12 protein-coding genes, 1 tRNA gene and 2 pseudogenes are annotated in these 14,841 nt (G+C 65.7%); 6 read left to right on the top strand and 9 right to left on the bottom strand.

Features of this window, described 5'->3' with window-relative positions; all coding sequences use genetic code 11:
* Positions 1–15: 15 nt before the first annotated feature.
* From ppk2 to secG, 5 genes are all read right to left on the bottom strand, one after another.
* Positions 16–924, bottom strand: coding sequence for a polyphosphate kinase 2 (gene ppk2 / locus QM682_RS05720; RefSeq protein ID WP_415127982.1), 909 nt, complete (start codon positions 922–924; stop codon positions 16–18).
* Positions 925–987: 63 nt separating this feature from the next.
* Positions 988–1,455, bottom strand: a complete 468-nt coding sequence (locus QM682_RS05715) for a hypothetical protein (protein WP_415127981.1) — start codon at positions 1,453–1,455, stop codon at positions 988–990.
* A 123-nt stretch (positions 1,456–1,578) separates the two neighbouring features.
* Positions 1,579–2,328 carry a type I methionyl aminopeptidase gene (gene map / locus QM682_RS05710; RefSeq protein ID WP_415127980.1) on the bottom strand — a complete coding sequence of 250 codons (750 nt, stop codon included), beginning with the start codon at positions 2,326–2,328 and terminating at the stop codon, positions 1,579–1,581.
* Between the two features lie 88 nt (positions 2,329–2,416).
* Positions 2,417–4,060 (bottom strand): CTP synthase, encoded by a 1,644-nt coding sequence (locus QM682_RS05705; protein WP_415127979.1) that lies wholly within the window; start codon positions 4,058–4,060, stop codon positions 2,417–2,419.
* 147 nt (positions 4,061–4,207) lie between these two features.
* Positions 4,208–4,741: a preprotein translocase subunit SecG gene (gene secG / locus QM682_RS05700; protein WP_415128080.1), complete on the bottom strand. Its 534-nt coding sequence runs from the start codon at positions 4,739–4,741 to the stop codon at positions 4,208–4,210.
* A 68-nt stretch (positions 4,742–4,809) separates the two neighbouring features.
* Between secG and QM682_RS05695 the strand changes: the two genes are divergently transcribed.
* A complete protein-coding gene (locus QM682_RS05695) occupies positions 4,810–6,243 on the top strand; it encodes a cobyric acid synthase (RefSeq protein ID WP_415128079.1) in 1,434 nt (477 codons plus the stop codon).
* Here QM682_RS05695 and QM682_RS05690 read toward each other — a convergent pair.
* The 3 genes from QM682_RS05690 to gltX all read right to left on the bottom strand — a co-directional run bounded on the left by QM682_RS05690 (position 6,236) and on the right by gltX (position 9,819).
* Positions 6,236–6,889 carry an SDR family NAD(P)-dependent oxidoreductase gene (locus QM682_RS05690; protein ID WP_415127978.1) on the bottom strand — a complete coding sequence of 218 codons (654 nt, stop codon included), beginning with the start codon at positions 6,887–6,889 and terminating at the stop codon, positions 6,236–6,238. The genes QM682_RS05695 and QM682_RS05690 overlap by 8 nt on opposite strands.
* Positions 6,890–7,063: 174 nt before the next feature.
* A complete protein-coding gene (locus tag QM682_RS05685; RefSeq protein WP_415127977.1) occupies positions 7,064–8,356 on the bottom strand; it encodes a citrate synthase in 1,293 nt (430 codons plus the stop codon).
* A gap of 56 nt (positions 8,357–8,412) precedes the next feature.
* Complete coding sequence (gene gltX / locus QM682_RS05680) at positions 8,413–9,819, bottom strand: glutamate--tRNA ligase (RefSeq protein WP_415127976.1); 1,407 nt, start codon at positions 9,817–9,819, stop codon at positions 8,413–8,415.
* Between the two features lie 183 nt (positions 9,820–10,002).
* Here gltX and QM682_RS05675 point away from each other — a divergent pair, with 183 nt between their 5' ends.
* The 5 genes and pseudogenes from QM682_RS05675 to QM682_RS05655 all read left to right on the top strand — a co-directional run.
* Positions 10,003–12,132 (top strand): ComEC/Rec2 family competence protein, encoded by a 2,130-nt coding sequence (locus QM682_RS05675; RefSeq protein WP_415127975.1) that lies wholly within the window; start codon positions 10,003–10,005, stop codon positions 12,130–12,132.
* 1 nt (position 12,133) lies between these two features.
* On the top strand, positions 12,134–12,706 hold the full coding sequence (locus tag QM682_RS05670; RefSeq protein WP_415127974.1) for a heme NO-binding domain-containing protein: 573 nt from the start codon (positions 12,134–12,136) through the stop codon (positions 12,704–12,706).
* A complete protein-coding gene (locus tag QM682_RS05665; RefSeq protein WP_415127972.1) occupies positions 12,703–13,674 on the top strand; it encodes a diguanylate cyclase domain-containing protein in 972 nt (323 codons plus the stop codon). Before QM682_RS05670 ends, QM682_RS05665 begins: the two co-directional genes overlap by 4 nt.
* Positions 13,675–13,769: 95 nt before the next feature.
* Positions 13,770–13,845, top strand: a tRNA-Ile gene (locus QM682_RS05660).
* A 169-nt stretch (positions 13,846–14,014) separates the two neighbouring features.
* A pseudogene (locus QM682_RS05655) lies at positions 14,015–14,413 on the top strand (integrase arm-type DNA-binding domain-containing protein); the annotation flags it as partial.
* 48 nt (positions 14,414–14,461) lie between these two features.
* On the opposite strand, the pseudogene QM682_RS05650 reads toward QM682_RS05655, so the two are convergent.
* Positions 14,462–14,841 (bottom strand): annotated as a pseudogene (locus QM682_RS05650) (IS5 family transposase); the annotation flags it as partial.

Below are 14,841 nucleotides of genomic sequence, written 5' to 3'. Positions count from 1 at the left end.
AGAGCGGCCCCGGACCTAGTAACGCTGCGGGACGTAAAGCTCGGGCGGCAGCACCTCGCGCTCGTAATCGAGGTTGAACACCCGCTCGGGCAGCGAGACATCGTCATGGGGCACGTCCTGATAGGGGATCATGCTCAGCAGATGGCTGATGCAGTTCAGCCGTGCCCGCCTCTTGTCGTTGCCCGGCACGATATACCAGGGCGCCTCGGGGATATTGGTGCGCTCGAACATCTCTTCCTTGGCTTTGGTGTATTGCTCCCAGCGCACGCGGGATTGCAGATCCATGGGCGAAAGCTTCCACTGTTTCAGCGGGTCGTGGATGCGCACAAGAAAGCGCATCTGCTGTTCCTCGTCGGTGATCGAGAACCAGTATTTCACCAGCCGGATCCCCGAGCGCAGCAGCATCCGTTCGAATTCCGGCACGTCGTCGAAGAATTGCCGCACCTGGGGCTCGGTGGCGAAGCCCATGACGCGCTCGACTCCGGCGCGGTTATACCAACTGCGGTCGAACAGCACGATCTCGCCCCCGGAGGGCAGGTGGGGGACATAGCGCTGGAAATACCATTGCGTCCTTTCCCGGTCCGAGGGCGCGGGCAGCGCCACGATGCGGCAGACGCGCGGGTTCAGTCGCTGGGCGATGCGCTTGATCGCGCCGCCCTTGCCGGCGCTGTCGCGGCCCTCGAAGATGACGACGACCTTTTCCTTGTGATGACTGACCCAGTCCTGAAGCCGGATCAGCTCCGATTGCAGGCGCAGAAGCTCGCGGAAATAGGCGGCGGGCGGCATCGCGTCGGGATGGGTGTCGCGGTAGATCCTGGCGATTTCCTGCGACAGGATCGCATCTTCCAGCGCGATCTCGCAATCCTCGTCGAGGGTGTCTGCCAGTTCCGCTTCCAGCCGGTCCTTGGAATATTCGTCCTTCATGCGCCTCTCCTTGCGGTCCTGGCGCGGTTTACCCCTGGCATGTGACATTTGCGTATCGTTCGTTCAGAAGCCGTTGGCGCAGCTTGGGACAAGGCCCAGGGCGAAACCGCCGCCCTGGGCGGGGGCGATGGTCCCGCACCAGCGCCCATCCCCCGAGAAGAGGCTTTTCGAGCCTTTGGGCGCATAGGCCACGCGCCTCCCCGCCCGGTCGAACAGATTCAGCACGCCCGCAGGGTTGCGGACGTAATAGCCCAGCACCGTCCCGTCCGAGGTAAAGATCACCCGCTTCTCATTGGCGGGATTGCGGGGCGAATTGGCGAAGCTGGCGGCGGAATTCGCCGGGTTCGCGGCACTGTTCGCCGCCGCATTGGGCGAATTCGCCTGCCGCGAGGGCTGGTTTTGCGGCGCGCCGGGGCCAAGGTCGAAGGGCAGGCTGGACTGCTCCAGCACGAACAGCGGCGCATCGGCAAGCGCCGGGGCGGCTAGGGTGAGGGCGAGGATCAGGGCGAGGGGGCTATGGTTCATGCGCATGGTCGGTTCCGTCTGCTGCGGCGATTGTGGGGCAGGGACGGGCGGAAGGGCAGGGGTGGAGCGTGCAGGCGGGAAGGCGTGGAACTTGTTGCCTTTGATCCTTTGCTGACGGTCACAGAGGTTTTAACCCGGTAACGTGATCACGATTGCTCCGCGATCCGTCGCGACGACAGTATGTTCGTACTGAACCACCGGCGCGCGAGGCTCGCTGTAGAGCGTCCAGCCATCGTCGCCCTCGGCAGCCCACGTGCCGCCCGTGGACAGAAACGGCTCAACAGTCAGCACGAGGCCCTTGTTGATGCGGCGCTTGTCATGACGGGTGGGCCAGGTCGCGACCTCTTCGGGATATTCGTGCAGCGACCGGCCCACGCCATGGCTCGCGAGGTTGCGGATCAGCGTATAGCCGCGTTGCGAGGCAAAGCGTCCGATGGCGTTGCCGATTCCCGCCAGAGGTTTGCCCGTTCCGACCTGTGCGATGCCCACCTGCATGGCGCGCTTGCCGTCGCGGCAAAGCCGATCCAGCGAGGCACGCACAGGAGGCACCCGATACGTCGCCCCGGTATCCGCAAAATACCCGTTTCTCGAAGCCGACACGTCTATATTGACCAGATCACCCGGCGCAATCACCCGATTGCCGGGGATGCCATGGGCGATTTCCTCGTTCACGCTGATGCAGGTCGCACCTGGAAAATCATAGGTGGACTTCGGCGCGGAAACTGCACCTTCTCGTTCCAGCAGCTTGCGGCCGATCTCGTCCAGTTCCCCAGTCGTCATGCCTACTTCCATTGCCTTGGCCATGGTCTGTATCGTATTGGCGACAATCCGGCCAATGGCCTTCATCCCGTCGAGTTCGTCTTGCTTGGTGATCGTCATTCTTCGGCCTCATCGGTTTTTTCCACAGGCATGGGGCATCTGACCATGACCGGCGGCAAAACTCCACCAAGCAGCCCCCGCCTGCTCGCTAAACCAGCCGCTCATTCTCCATCGCCGCCCGCACGAAGCCCGCGAATAGGGGCGCCGGAGCGAAGGGCTTGGATTTCAGTTCGGGGTGGGACTGCACGCCGATGAACCAGGGGTGGTCGGGGTATTCCACCGCCTCGGGCAGGCGGCCGTCCGGCGACATGCCTGAAAAGGACAGCCCCGCCGCCTCCAGCTTTTCGCGATAGGTCGCGTCGACCTCGTAGCGGTGGCGGTGGCGGTCCTCGATTTCAAGGGCACCGCCATAGACCTCGGAAATCTTCGAGCCCGGCGCCAGCACGGCGGTATAGGCGCCCAGCCGCATCGTGCCGCCCTTGTCGTCCGAGACCTTGCGCTGCACGGTATAATTGCCCTGCACCCATTCTTTCAGGTGATAGACGACGGGGGTGAAGCGCGTCTCGCCCGCCTCGTGGTCGAATTCCTCGGAACCCGCGTCGGGCATTCCGGCCAGGTTGCGCGCGGCCTCGATCACCGCCATCTGCATGCCCAGGCAGATGCCCAGATAGGGCACCTTCTTTTCGCGGGCATAGCGGGCGGCGGTGACCATGCCTTCGGTCCCGCGCTCGCCGAAGCCGCCGGGCACGATGATGCCGTGATAGCCGTCCAGCAGATGCGCGCCTTCGCCCTCAAGCTTTTCGCTGTCCACCCAATCGGGTTTGACGCGGACGCGGCTGGCCATGCCGCCATGGGTCAGAGCCTCGGCGATCGACTTATAGGCGTCCTCAAGCTGGGTATATTTGCCGACGATGGCGATGCGGACCTGACCCTCGGCATTCTCCAGCCGGTCCATCACGTCCTCCCAGCGCGACATGTCGGGGCGCGGCGCGGGGCTGATCTGGAATGCGTCCAGCACCGCCTGGTCCAGGCCGGCGCGGTGATAGGCCAGCGGCGCCTCATAGATCGACTTCAGGTCATAGGCCGGGATCACCGCATCGGGGCGCACGTTGCAGAACAGCGCGATCTTGGCGCGTTCCTTTTCCGGGATCGGATGCTCGCTGCGGCAGACCAGCACATCGGGCTGCAACCCGATGGTGCGAAGCTCCTTGACCGAATGCTGCGTCGGCTTGGTCTTGAGTTCGCCACTGGCCGCCAGATAGGGCAGCAGCGTCAGATGCATGAAGATGCAGCGCCCGCGCGGGCGGTCCTGGGCGAATTGGCGAATGGCCTCGAAGAAGGGCAGGCCCTCGATATCGCCGACGGTGCCGCCGATCTCACATAGCATGAAATCGACCTCATCCTCACCCGTGGCCAGGAAGTCCTTGATTTCGTTGGTTACGTGCGGGATGACCTGGATGGTTTTGCCCAGATAGGCGCCGCGGCGCTCCTTTTCCAGCACATTGGAATAGATCCGCCCCGAGGACACGCTGTCGGTCTTGCGTGCCGACACGCCGGTGAAGCGCTCGTAATGGCCCAGGTCCAGGTCGGTCTCGGCGCCGTCATCGGTAACGAAGACCTCGCCATGCTCGAAGGGCGACATCGTGCCGGGATCGACGTTCAGATAGGGGTCCAGCTTGCGCAGCCGCACCGTATAGCCGCGTGCCTGCAAAAGCGCCCCCAGCGCCGCCGATGCAAGCCCCTTGCCAAGCGAGGAAACCACACCGCCGGTAATGAAGATATAGCGCGCCATCCGAAGGCCCCCGTGAGTCGATCAAATAGGAAATCGCGGCCCGAATCTGGCCGGCATCACGGGATTCGAGCTTTATCCGAATTGTCCCGTGGCCGCAACGGACCGCAATGTGTCGTGGAGGATGCGTGGCGCACCCCTATCCGTTGTCTAGTTGGCGGGCGCCGGGCTGGCCGGAGCGGGGCTTTCGCTTGCCGTGGCCGCTTCGGGCTGCGCTTCGGGCGCGGTCGTTTCGGCGGGCTCGGTGGTTGCCGGCGGGGTCACGGGGGCGCTCTCGACCGGCGCAATCTGGGCCGGGGCTGCGGGCGTCTCGGTCGCGGTGCCCTGCACCGGCGGCAGGATCGGCTGGCCGACGGCCGAGGGCGGAGGAGTATATTCGCCGATGCCCGGCAGCGTGGTCGCAGGCTCTTCGCCGGCATCTCCGCCCAGGTTCAACTGGTCCACGATCGAGCCGCTTGAGGCATTGCGCGCCGCGATGATCGTCAAGGCCAGCGAGGTGATCAGGAAGGCCGCTGCCAGGATCCAGGTCGCGCGGCTCAGCGCATTGGCGGCCTGGCGTCCGGTCATGACGCCGCCTCCGCCACCACCCATGCCCAGGCCACCGCCTTCGGACCGTTGCAGCAAAACCACCCCGATCAGCAGGACGGCAAGGATCAGATGCACGGTCAGGACGATGTTTTCCAACACGGGGCCTTTCTTTCAGCGACGGGCCTATCTAGTCACCAAGGCGGGGAATGGCAAGCGGGGGCTTCATGCGGGCGCTGATGATCCAGGGCACGGGCTCGAATGTGGGGAAATCGCTGCTGGTGGCGGGGCTGTGCCGGGCGGCGCGGCGGCGCGGAATCGGGGTTGCGCCCTTCAAGCCGCAGAACATGTCGAACAATGCCGCCGTCACCCCGGACGGGGGCGAGATCGGCCGCGCCCAGGCGCTTCAGGCCCGCGCGGCGGGGCTGGCGCCCAGCATCCACATGAACCCGGTGCTGCTGAAGCCCGAGACCGACCGCGCCGCCCAGGTGATCGTGCGGGGCCGTGCCTTCGCCCGCGCCGCCGCCCGCGATTATGCGGCGCTGAAGCCGCAACTGCTGGGCGCGGTGCTGGACAGCTTCGCTCATCTGCGGGCGCGGCACGATCTGGTGCTGGTCGAGGGCGCGGGCAGCCCGGCAGAGGTCAATCTGCGCCCCCGCGACATCGCCAATATGGGCTTTGCCCGCGCCGCTGATGTGCCGGTGGTGCTGGCCGGGGACATCGACCGGGGCGGAGTCATCGCCCAGATCGTGGGCACGCGGGCCGTGCTGGATCCCCAGGACGCGGCGATGATCCAGGGCTTCCTGATCAACCGCTTCCGCGGTGATCCGCGCCTTTTCGATGAGGGCCGCGCCCTGATCGCCAGGCGCACCGGCTGGCCCGATCTGGGGCTTGTGCCCTGGTTCGCGGATGCCGCCCGCCTGCCGGCCGAGGACGCGGCCGACCTGCGCCGCGCCTCGGGCGGGGGCGCCCTGCATATCGCCTGCCCGATCCTGTCGCGCATCGCCAATTTCGACGATCTGGACCCGCTGGCGGCCGAGCCGGGCGTGCGCCTGACCATGGTGCCGCCGGGCCGGGCCTTGCCGGGGGATGCCGACCTGGTGATCCTGCCGGGCAGCAAATCCACGCGCGGCGATCTGGCTTTCCTGCGCGCGCAGGGCTGGGATGTGGACCTGGCGGCCCATATCCGGCGCGGTGGTCATGTGCTGGGGATCTGCGGCGGTTATCAGATGCTGGGCCGCATGATCCACGATCCCCAGGGCCATGATGGCAACCCCGGCAGCGATTCCGGCCTGGGCCTTCTGGACGTGGAAACCCGCATGGCCTCGGAAAAGCGCCTGACCCGCATTGCCGGCCAAGCCTTGGGGCAAGGCATCGAGGGCTACGAGATCCATATGGGCCGCACCACCGGGCCGGATTGCGCCCGCCCCTTCGCCCATATCCCCGAGGCCGATGGCGCGATCAGCCCCGATGGGCGCGTGGCGGGCACTTATCTGCACGGGCTTTTCGCCTCGGACGGCTTCCGCGCGGAATGGCTCGCGCGGCTGGGTGCGCGCTCGGCGCTGGATTACGGCGGGGGGGTCGAGGCGGTGCTGGACGACCTCGCCCGCCACCTGGAAACCCATCTCGATCTTGACCGGCTTTTCGCGCTGGCTAGATGATGTCGGCCAGAATCCGTTCGGCTTCGTGACGGCAGGGGGTCAGGCGGGCGCGATCCTCGCCCGGAAAGAAGCGTGCCCGCGTGGCGGTGGGCATGGGCGCGGGGGTGGCCACGGTGACGCGGGGGCCGATGCTCTCGGTCTCGGCTTGCCAACTGCGCGCAAGGGCGATCTGTGCCGCCTTGGTCGCGCCGTAGCTGCCGAAGAATTTCTGCCCGGCGCGCGGATCGTCGAAGAACAGCGCCTGGCCCCGGCGCGCGCGTAGCAGCGGCTCGATCAGCGCGATCAGGCCGCGCACCGCCACGATGTTCAGATCCACCGATTTCTGGAAATCCTTGGCATCGACATGCCCCGCCGGAGACAGGGGCGCGGCATGGACCGCACAATGCGCCCACAGGTCCACGCCCCCCCAGCGCCCGGCAATTGCCTGGGCCAGCCCGGCCATCGGCTCGGCCTGGCCCAGATCCATCGGCGCCAGCGTGGCGCTGCCGCCCGCCTTGCGGATGCGGTCGTCCAATTCCTCAAGCGCGCCCGAGGTCCGGGCAAGAGCCAGGATATGCCAGCCTTTCGCCGCCAGCGTTTCGGCCAAAGCAGCCCCCAGGCCGCGCGAAGCGCCGGTGATCAGCGCGATCTTGGAGCTTTTCGTCATGCCAGCGATGTCGCATTCCTGCCGCGCCCAGGCAAGTGCTTCTTTCTTGCCCAAATATCCCGGGGGGGCGGCTTCGAGGCCCCATTGAGGGGCCTCGAAGCCGCGGGGGGCAGAGCCCCCGAGGCCTCGCTGGCACGAACAGGCCCCGGAAATGTTCCAGGGCCTCCGCCTTTGCTAACGCTGATCCAGAGCGATATAATCGCGCTTGTCCGAGCCGACGTAAAGCTGGCGCGGACGGCCGATCTTGTTCTGCGGATCGGCGATCATCTCTTTCCACTGCGAGATCCAGCCCACCGTGCGCGACAGCGCGAAGATCGGCGTGAACATCGAGGTCGGGAAGCCCATCGCCTCAAGGATGATGCCCGAATAGAAATCTACGTTCGGGTAAAGTTTCTTCTCGATGAAATACTCGTCCTGGAGGGCGATCTTCTCAAGCTCCTTGGCGACTTGGAGGATGGGATTGTCGTGGATGCCCAGCAGTTCCAGCACCTCGTCGGCCGATTCCTTCATCACCTTGGCGCGCGGGTCGAAATTCTTGTAGACCCGGTGGCCGAAGCCCATCAGCTTGAAGGGATCGCTCTTGTCCTTGGCGCGGGCGATGAACTCCGGGATCCGGTCCACACTGCCGATCTGGCGCAGCATTTCCAGGCAGGCCTGGTTCGCGCCGCCATGCGCCGGACCCCAGAGGCAGGCGATCCCCGCCGCGATGCAGGCGAAGGGATTGGCCCCCGAGGACCCTGCCAGCCGCACCGTCGAGGTCGAGGCGTTCTGCTCGTGATCGGCATGCAGTGTCATGATCCGGTCCATGGCCTTGGCCAGAGCCGGTTCGACCACATAGGCCTCGGCCGGAACCGAGAAGCACATATGCAGGAAGTTCGCCGCATAGCTCAGGTCGTTGCGCGGATAGACGAAGGGCTGGCCGATCGAATATTTATAGGCCATGGCCGCGATGGTCGGCACCTTGGCGATCAGCCGGATCGAGGCGATCTCACGCTGCTGCGGGTCGCTGATATCGGTCGAATCGTGATAGAAGGCCGACATCGCGCCCACCACGCCTACCATGGTCGCCATCGGATGGGCGTCCCGGCGGAAGCCGCGGAAGAAGTTGTGCATCTGCTCATGCACCATGGTGTGACGCGTGACGCGCCCCTCGAAATCCTTCATCTGCGCGGGGTCGGGCAGTTCCCCGTAAAGCAGAAGGTAGCAGACTTCCAGGAAATTGGACTGGTTGGCCAGTTGTTCGATCGGATAGCCGCGATACCACAGTTCACCCTTGTCACCGTCGATATAGGTGATGGTCGAATCGCAGGATGCGGTCGAGGTGAAGCCGGGGTCGTAGGTGAAGACATCCGCCTGGCCATAAAGCTTGCGGATGTCCAGGACATCCGGGCCGGCGGTGGGACTCAGGATCGGAAGCTCGATCTCCTTGTCTCCGACAAGCAGTTTCGCGGCTTTGTTTTCTGCCATTGCACTCTCCTTTACACCTGTCTCCGGCCGGCGGCCGGATGATGGGGCGCGGGCCGTCAGCCCGCCTGATCCTGCATCCTGGCCAGCGTCTCGTCGCGGCCAAGCACCAACATCATGTCGAATACGCTCGGGGTGGAACTGCGTCCGGCAAGGGCCGCGCGCAGCGGCGCCGCGATCTTGCCCAGACCCAGCCCGCGCGACTCGCCAATCTGCTTCGCGGTCGCCTCGAGATCGTCACGCGTCCAGCTAACATGCTGCAATGCGGCAGTCAATTCCGCCAGTATACCACGGGATACTGTATCAAGGGCTGCAGCGGCCTTTTCCTCAACCTGAAGCGGCCGCGTGGCCAAGGCGAACTGGCCCTGATCCAGCAGCGCGGGCAGGGTCTTGGCCTTGGCTTTCAACGTCGCCAGGATCGGCGCCAGCCGCGCCTTCTGCTGCCCGTTCAGCGCCTCGGCGCCGGTTTCATCCAGGTAAGCCGTGATTTCCTCAAGCAATTCGTGATCCGTCATCCGCCCGATATGCCAGCCACTGACATGTTCCAGTTTCTTGAAGTCCAGGCGGGCCGGGGCCTTGCCGATTCCAGGCAGATCGAACCATGCCTTGGCCTGCGCGTCATCGAAGAGTTCATCATCGCCATGGCTCCAGCCCAGACGTGCCAGATAATTGCGCATCGCTGACGCGGGATAGCCCATTGCCGCGAATTCGTGCAGCCCGACCGCGCCGTGCCGCTTGGAAAGCTTCTTGCCATCGGTGCCGTGGATCAGCGGGATATGGGCAAAGACCGGCAGATTCCAGCCCATGGCTTGATAGATCTGGGCCTGGCGCGCGGCATTTGTCAGGTGGTCATCGCCCCGGATGATATGCGTCACGCCCATGTCGTGATCGTCCACCACCACCGCATGCATATAGGTCGGCGTCCCGTCCGAGCGCAGCAGGATCATGTCGTCCAACTGGTCGTTTCCGAAGGTCACGTCGCCCTGCACCGCGTCACGCACCACCGTCTGGCCCTCACGCGGGGCGCGCAGGCGGATGACGAAGGGCGCGTCGGGATGGGTCGCGGGGTCGGCGTCGCGCCAGGGCGACAGGAACAGGGTCGAGCGGCCCTCGGCGCGCGCGGCTTCGCGGAAGGCGTCGATCTCCTCGGGGGACGAGAAGCACTTGTAGGCCCGGCCATTGGCCAGCATCTCGCGCGCGATCTCGGCATGGCGCTCGCAGCGGGCGAACTGGCTGATCGGCTCGCCGTCCCAGTCCAGGCCCAGCCAGGTCAGGCCCTTCAGGATCGCCTCGGTTGCCTCGGGCGTGGACCGGGCACGGTCGGTATCCTCGATGCGCAGCAGGAATTTTCCGCCTCGCCCGCGCGCGTAAAGCCAGTTGAACAGCGCGGTGCGAGCCCCCCCGATATGCAGGTAGCCGGTGGGCGAGGGGGCGAAGCGGGTCACGACGGGGCGGGTGTCAGTCATTGCGGGCCGTTCATTCCTGAAAATATGAATTCTGGCCGCCGCGATTAACCCTTCCTAAAGGCTCGGCATGCCATCTTTGCCGGCAGCAATAAGCAACGCAAAGGGCAAGGACAAGTTTCGGTGGCGCTAGCGGCGATCCAAAATGCGGCTCCGATCGGGCTTTGGCGGGGCCAGAGCGCGGTCGTGCGGGTTTCCCTGGGCGTGCGGGCGGGGCTTTTGCCTTGGATCCCCTTCTGGCTGGCCTTGGGAATCGGCGCCTGGTTCTGGCCCGCGCAAGAGCCTGGGGCGGTGGCCTATGCGCTGGCGGGCGGGGCGGGGCTTGCGGGCCTTGCCGCCTGGCTGTCGCTGCCGCGTCTGGCGTATCGGGTCGGATCGGATCGTGCCGGGCTGGGCTGGGCCATGGCCGACCGGCTGCGGCTTCTGGGCCTGGCCGCCGCCGTTGTCGCGCTGGGATTCACGCTGATCGGGCTGCGTGCCTGGTCCGTGGCCGATCCGGTGCTGTCCTTTCGCTATTACGGTCCGGTCGAGGGCAGGGTGATCGGTATCGACCGCTCGGCCGGCGACCGGCTGCGGCTGACGCTGGACCGGGTGACGCTTGGGGATCTGGCCCCCGGAAAGCTGCCGAAACGGGTGCGGATATCGCTGTTTCTGGACGATCCGCTGCCGGTGCCGGGCCAGCAGGTGATGCTGACCGCGCATCTTGGCCCGCCGAACGGACCGGCCGAGCCGGGGGGCTTCGATTTCCGCCGCATGGCCTGGTTCGAGGGGCTGGGCGCCATCGGCTATTCCCGCACCCCCGTGATGACCGTGGCGCCGCCCCGTCCGGGGGGCGTTCTGGCGCTGCACCGGCTGCGCATGCATCTGGGCCAGGTGATGCGCGATGCGATCGGCGGCCAGTCGGGCGCGGTGGCGGCGGCGCTGATGACCGGCGACCGCTCGGGTATTTCCGAGCGCACGAACGACATCATGCGCGCCTCGAACCTCTATCACATCATCTCGATCTCGGGGCTGCATATGAGCATGCTGGCGGGTTTCGTCTATGCGGGGCTGCGGCTGATCTGCATGGCTTTGCAAGGGCTTGGCCTTTTCGCGGGCAGTTCGCTGCACAAGCCCGCGGCGCTGGGGGCGCTTGCGGCGGCGGGGATCTACCTGTGGCTTTCGGGCGGGGGGGTCGCGACCGAGCGTTCCTTCATCATGGTCGCGGTCATGCTGCTGGCGATCCTGGCGGATCGGCGCGCGGTGTCGCTGCGGACGGTGGCGGCTGCGGCGGCGCTGGTTCTGCTTTACCAGCCCGAGGCGTTGACCAGCGCCGGTTTTCAGATGAGCTTCGCGGCCACCGTGGCGCTGATCCTGTCGCAAGGGCCTTGGCTGCGGCTTTCCCCGGCGCTGCCCTGGTGGCTGCGGCCGCTGGCGATGCTGCTGGTCTCGTCCTTGATCGCAAGCCTGGTCACCACGCCGCTTGCGGCGGCGCATTTCGGTCGCGGGACGCAATACGGGCTGCTGGCCAACCTGCTGGTCGTGCCGGTGGTCGGTTCGGTGGTGATGCCCGCAGGGGTGATCGCCGCGCTTCTGGCGCTACTGGGCCTGGCCCAGCCCGCGCTTTGGGTGATGGGCCTGGGCGTCGACTGGATGCTTTGGGTGGCCGACTGGATCGCGGGGCTGCATGGCGCGGTCTATCTGGTCAAGGCCCCGCCCCGGATCGTGCTGCCGATGATCGGGATTGGCGCCATGCTTGTGGTGCTGGCCCCGGCGGGCATCGGGCATGGCGACATGTCCCGGCTGCCTTTCCGCCGTCTGGCCGGCGCGGGGCTTGTGCTTCTGGCGCTGGGGGTCTGGGGGGCGACGCCCCGGCCGCTGATGCTGATCTCATCCGAGGGGGATGGGGTGGCGATCATGACGCCGCTGGGCCGGGTGCCGTCGAAGGCCAGGGGCGGCGCTTTCGCGACGGCCGAGTGGCTTGAGGCCGATGGCGATGCCGCCGATCAACGCACGGCGGCGGCGCGCCCGCTCTGGTCCGGCCCGCCCGGTGGGCGCAGCGCCCGGCTTCAGGCGCAGGGCCGGGATGTGACGATCCAGCATCTGACCGGCAAGAAATCGGCACCGCTTGCCGCATCGCTATGCGACGCCGGAACCATCCTGGTCAGCGATCAGCCGCTGGTGCTGGGGGGCAGGCCCGCTTGCCTGCTTCTGGACCAGCGCGCGCTGGCCCGGCGCGGCGCGGTGGCCATCGTGCCGACCGGCACCGGCTATCTGGTGCGGGATGCGAATGGCGTCTCGCGCCGCCTTTGGACGCGTGGAAAGGACGGGAGGTGACATGCAGGGCATGATCAACCGCTGGCTTGAGGGCTTCTTGCGCACCAGCTACGGGGACGCCTTCTGGAATGAGGCGCTGGTCGCGGCGCGTCTGGCGAACAGCGATTTCCTGACGCTGTCCACCGACCGGAAGGGGGCTGCCCGCCGGATTCTCCTGACCGCCGCGCGCAAGCTGGAAAAGCCGCTGGACGAAATGCTTGAGGATCTGGGCGCCTGGCTGGTGCAGCGCGAATCGCTGCGCCGCCTCCTGCGCTTCAGCGGCCCTGATTTCGCCGAATTCGTGCAATCTCTGGACGAATTGCCGGGGCGCGCCAGGCTGGTGCTGCTGGACATGCCGCTGATCTCCCTGACGGTCGAGCGGACGGGCGCCCAGGAATACCGCATCGGCTCCGAGGAGATGCCCTTGGGCTGGATCTGGGTCCTGGCCGGGGGGCTGCGCGGCATGGCCGATGATTATGGCGCTCTGGCGGTCATCGCGGTCAGCGACAAATGGATCGATCTTAGCATCGTGGTCGAGGAATTCGCCCTTTCGCGCCCTTTCCTGCTTATGCCGCAACCAGAGGTCGCGCCATGATCCTTTCCCTTGATGCGCTGCACGCGCTGTTGCCCATGCATCTGCTGTTGGACCCGGACGGAACGATCGTCTCGGCCGGGCGGACGATCCGAAAGATTATCGGCCCGGCCCGGTGGATCGGCGACTGCCTGACGATCGAGCGCCCGGTCTGCCGGGATCTACGCGATGGCTGGCCGCGGATGCTGGCGGGCTGCCGGATCCTGCTGCGCCCGCTTTCGGCACCCGAGGTTCCGCTGCGCGGCCAGGCCACGGCCATGTCGGGCGGGCTTTTGCTGAATCTGGGCTTTGGCATCGCGCTGGTCGACGCGATTCGGCGCTTTTCCCTGACCGATGCGGATTTCGTGCCCTCGGACCTGGCGATGGAGTTTCTGTTTCTGCATGAGGCGAACCGCGCGGTCATGACGGAACTCGCGCGCGCCAATAACCGGCTTGAGGAGGCGCGCGAGGCCGCCCAGACCCTGGCCCTGACAGACCCCCTGACCGGGCTCTTGAACCGGCGCGGCTTCGAATCCTGCCTTGATGAGGCCGTGCGGCAGGCCGCGATCCATCCCTTTGCCCTGGCGCATATGGATCTTGACCATTTCAAGCAGGTGAATGACCGGCTGGGACATCAGGCCGGGGACGACGTGCTGCAACAGGTGGCGCAGATCCTGCGGGTCGAAACCCGGTCCAGCGACCGCGTCGCGCGCATGGGCGGGGACGAGTTTCTGATCCTGCTTTCGGGCAACGGCTCGCCCGATGACCTTCAGCTTCTGGGACGGCGGATCATCCACCGTATCTCTGCCACGGTCGAAATTGACAATCTTTGCTGCGGTGTTTCGGCCAGCCTGGGTTTCGCCCGCTCATCGGACTACCCCAGCCCCTGCGCCGAAACGATGCTCGCCGATGCGGATGCGGCGCTTTATGCGGTGAAGGTGTCGGGCCGGGGCGATGCGTCATTGCATGAAAGACCCGGCGTGCGGGCTTGAACGGCGGACGGTGGACCGGGTTCTGTCCGGGCATGTCTTCGACTTCGCCAATGCCCTTGACCTTGGGCATCCGCGGGGCATAGTTGAAAGCCAACGGGCGCGTAGCTCAATGGTCAGAGCAGGGCGCTCATAACGCCTTGGTTGGGGGTTCAAATCCCTCCGCGCCTACCAAAAGATAGATCGAGGCCCATCTTCGCAAAGAAGATTTGTCTTTTTCGTTATAAAAATCAATTTTCTCCCTCCCCCGTCGCCTCTCTCATGCGTCCCGATGAATCCCCATGCGACTTGTGGGATTTGCAATATGGTTGCAATACTGTGGTAGCAGATTCGCAATAATCAGGTGGTGAAGGCGGGAAAGCCGAACGATCCGGTGTGCCGAGCGGCCAAGCCCAAGGAGTCCGTCTATCGCCTTGCGGATGGGCACGGGCTGAGCCTGGAGATTCGTCCTTCAGGGGTGCGCGCTTGGTTGCTCTATTACCGCCCGATCGGCGGCAAGCCATCCTATAAGACGCTGGGACAATACCCTGCCATGGGCCTATCAGCGGCCCGTGACGCGGCCATGGCGCTGCGGGTTGGTGTGAAGGCCGGTTACGATCCCAGAGGCCCCCAAGCAGCCGAGGATGGCAGCGACACCTTCGAGACTGTTGCCAAGTCGTGGCATGAAGCGAACCGCAGCGCATGGGCGCCAGCCCATGCCGCCCGGACCTGGAATCGGATTGAAGCCGACGTCTTTCCCGATCTGGGCACGAAAGGGATATGCGCCATCACCTCACGGGACGTGCTGGCCGTGTTGCGTGGCAACGCGCCGCCAGTCCTTGAGGCGGCCGAACATGATCTCGATGCGGTTGCGCCGTTTGTAGCGCCGCTTGTCGTATTTGACGACTTTCTTGCGAGACTTCCGGCCCGGGATGCAGACCTTTATCCCCGTGTCTTTTATCCCCTTGTCTTTCAACGCTTCTCTGAACCAACCAGCGTCGTAGCCCCTGTCAGCCAACAGCCAGCCAGCCTTCGGAAGACGGCCTAACAGCGCCGCTGCGCCGGTGTAATCGTTGACCTGGCCGGCCGACATGAAGAACCTGATCGGCCGCCCCCTGGCATCGGCAACAGCGTGCAGTTTGGCGTTCATGCCGCCTTTTGTCCGCCCGATCTGGCGTACGCGCCCCCTTT

This window comes from Paracoccus sp. (in: a-proteobacteria) (assembly GCF_047605025.1).
Taxonomy (GTDB): Bacteria; Pseudomonadota; Alphaproteobacteria; order Rhodobacterales; family Rhodobacteraceae; genus Paracoccus.
The sequence above is the reverse complement of the archived record's forward strand: the minus strand, read 5'-3'. Positions and strand labels throughout refer to the sequence as shown.

Bases quoted from the DNA above. Each gene is read 5' to 3' on its own strand.
- gltX (WP_415127976.1), bottom strand. From the start codon at position 9,819: ATGACTGACACCCGCCCCGTCGTGACCCGCTTCGCCCCCTCGCCCACC.
- QM682_RS05695 (WP_415128079.1), top strand. From the start codon at position 4,810: ATGCGGGCGCTGATGATCCAGGGCACGGGCTCGAATGTGGGGAAATCG.
- QM682_RS05715 (WP_415127981.1), bottom strand. From the start codon at position 1,455: ATGCGCATGAACCATAGCCCCCTCGCCCTGATCCTCGCCCTCACCCTA.
- QM682_RS05690 (WP_415127978.1), bottom strand. From the start codon at position 6,889: ATGACGAAAAGCTCCAAGATCGCGCTGATCACCGGCGCTTCGCGCGGC.
- QM682_RS05665 (WP_415127972.1), top strand. From the start codon at position 12,703: ATGATCCTTTCCCTTGATGCGCTGCACGCGCTGTTGCCCATGCATCTG.
- QM682_RS05705 (WP_415127979.1), bottom strand. From the start codon at position 4,060: ATGGCGCGCTATATCTTCATTACCGGCGGTGTGGTTTCCTCGCTTGGC.
- map (WP_415127980.1), bottom strand. From the start codon at position 2,328: ATGACGATCACCAAGCAAGACGAACTCGACGGGATGAAGGCCATTGGC.
- QM682_RS05670 (WP_415127974.1), top strand. From the start codon at position 12,134: ATGCAGGGCATGATCAACCGCTGGCTTGAGGGCTTCTTGCGCACCAGC.
- ppk2 (WP_415127982.1), bottom strand. From the start codon at position 924: ATGAAGGACGAATATTCCAAGGACCGGCTGGAAGCGGAACTGGCAGAC.
- QM682_RS05685 (WP_415127977.1), bottom strand. From the start codon at position 8,356: ATGGCAGAAAACAAAGCCGCGAAACTGCTTGTCGGAGACAAGGAGATC.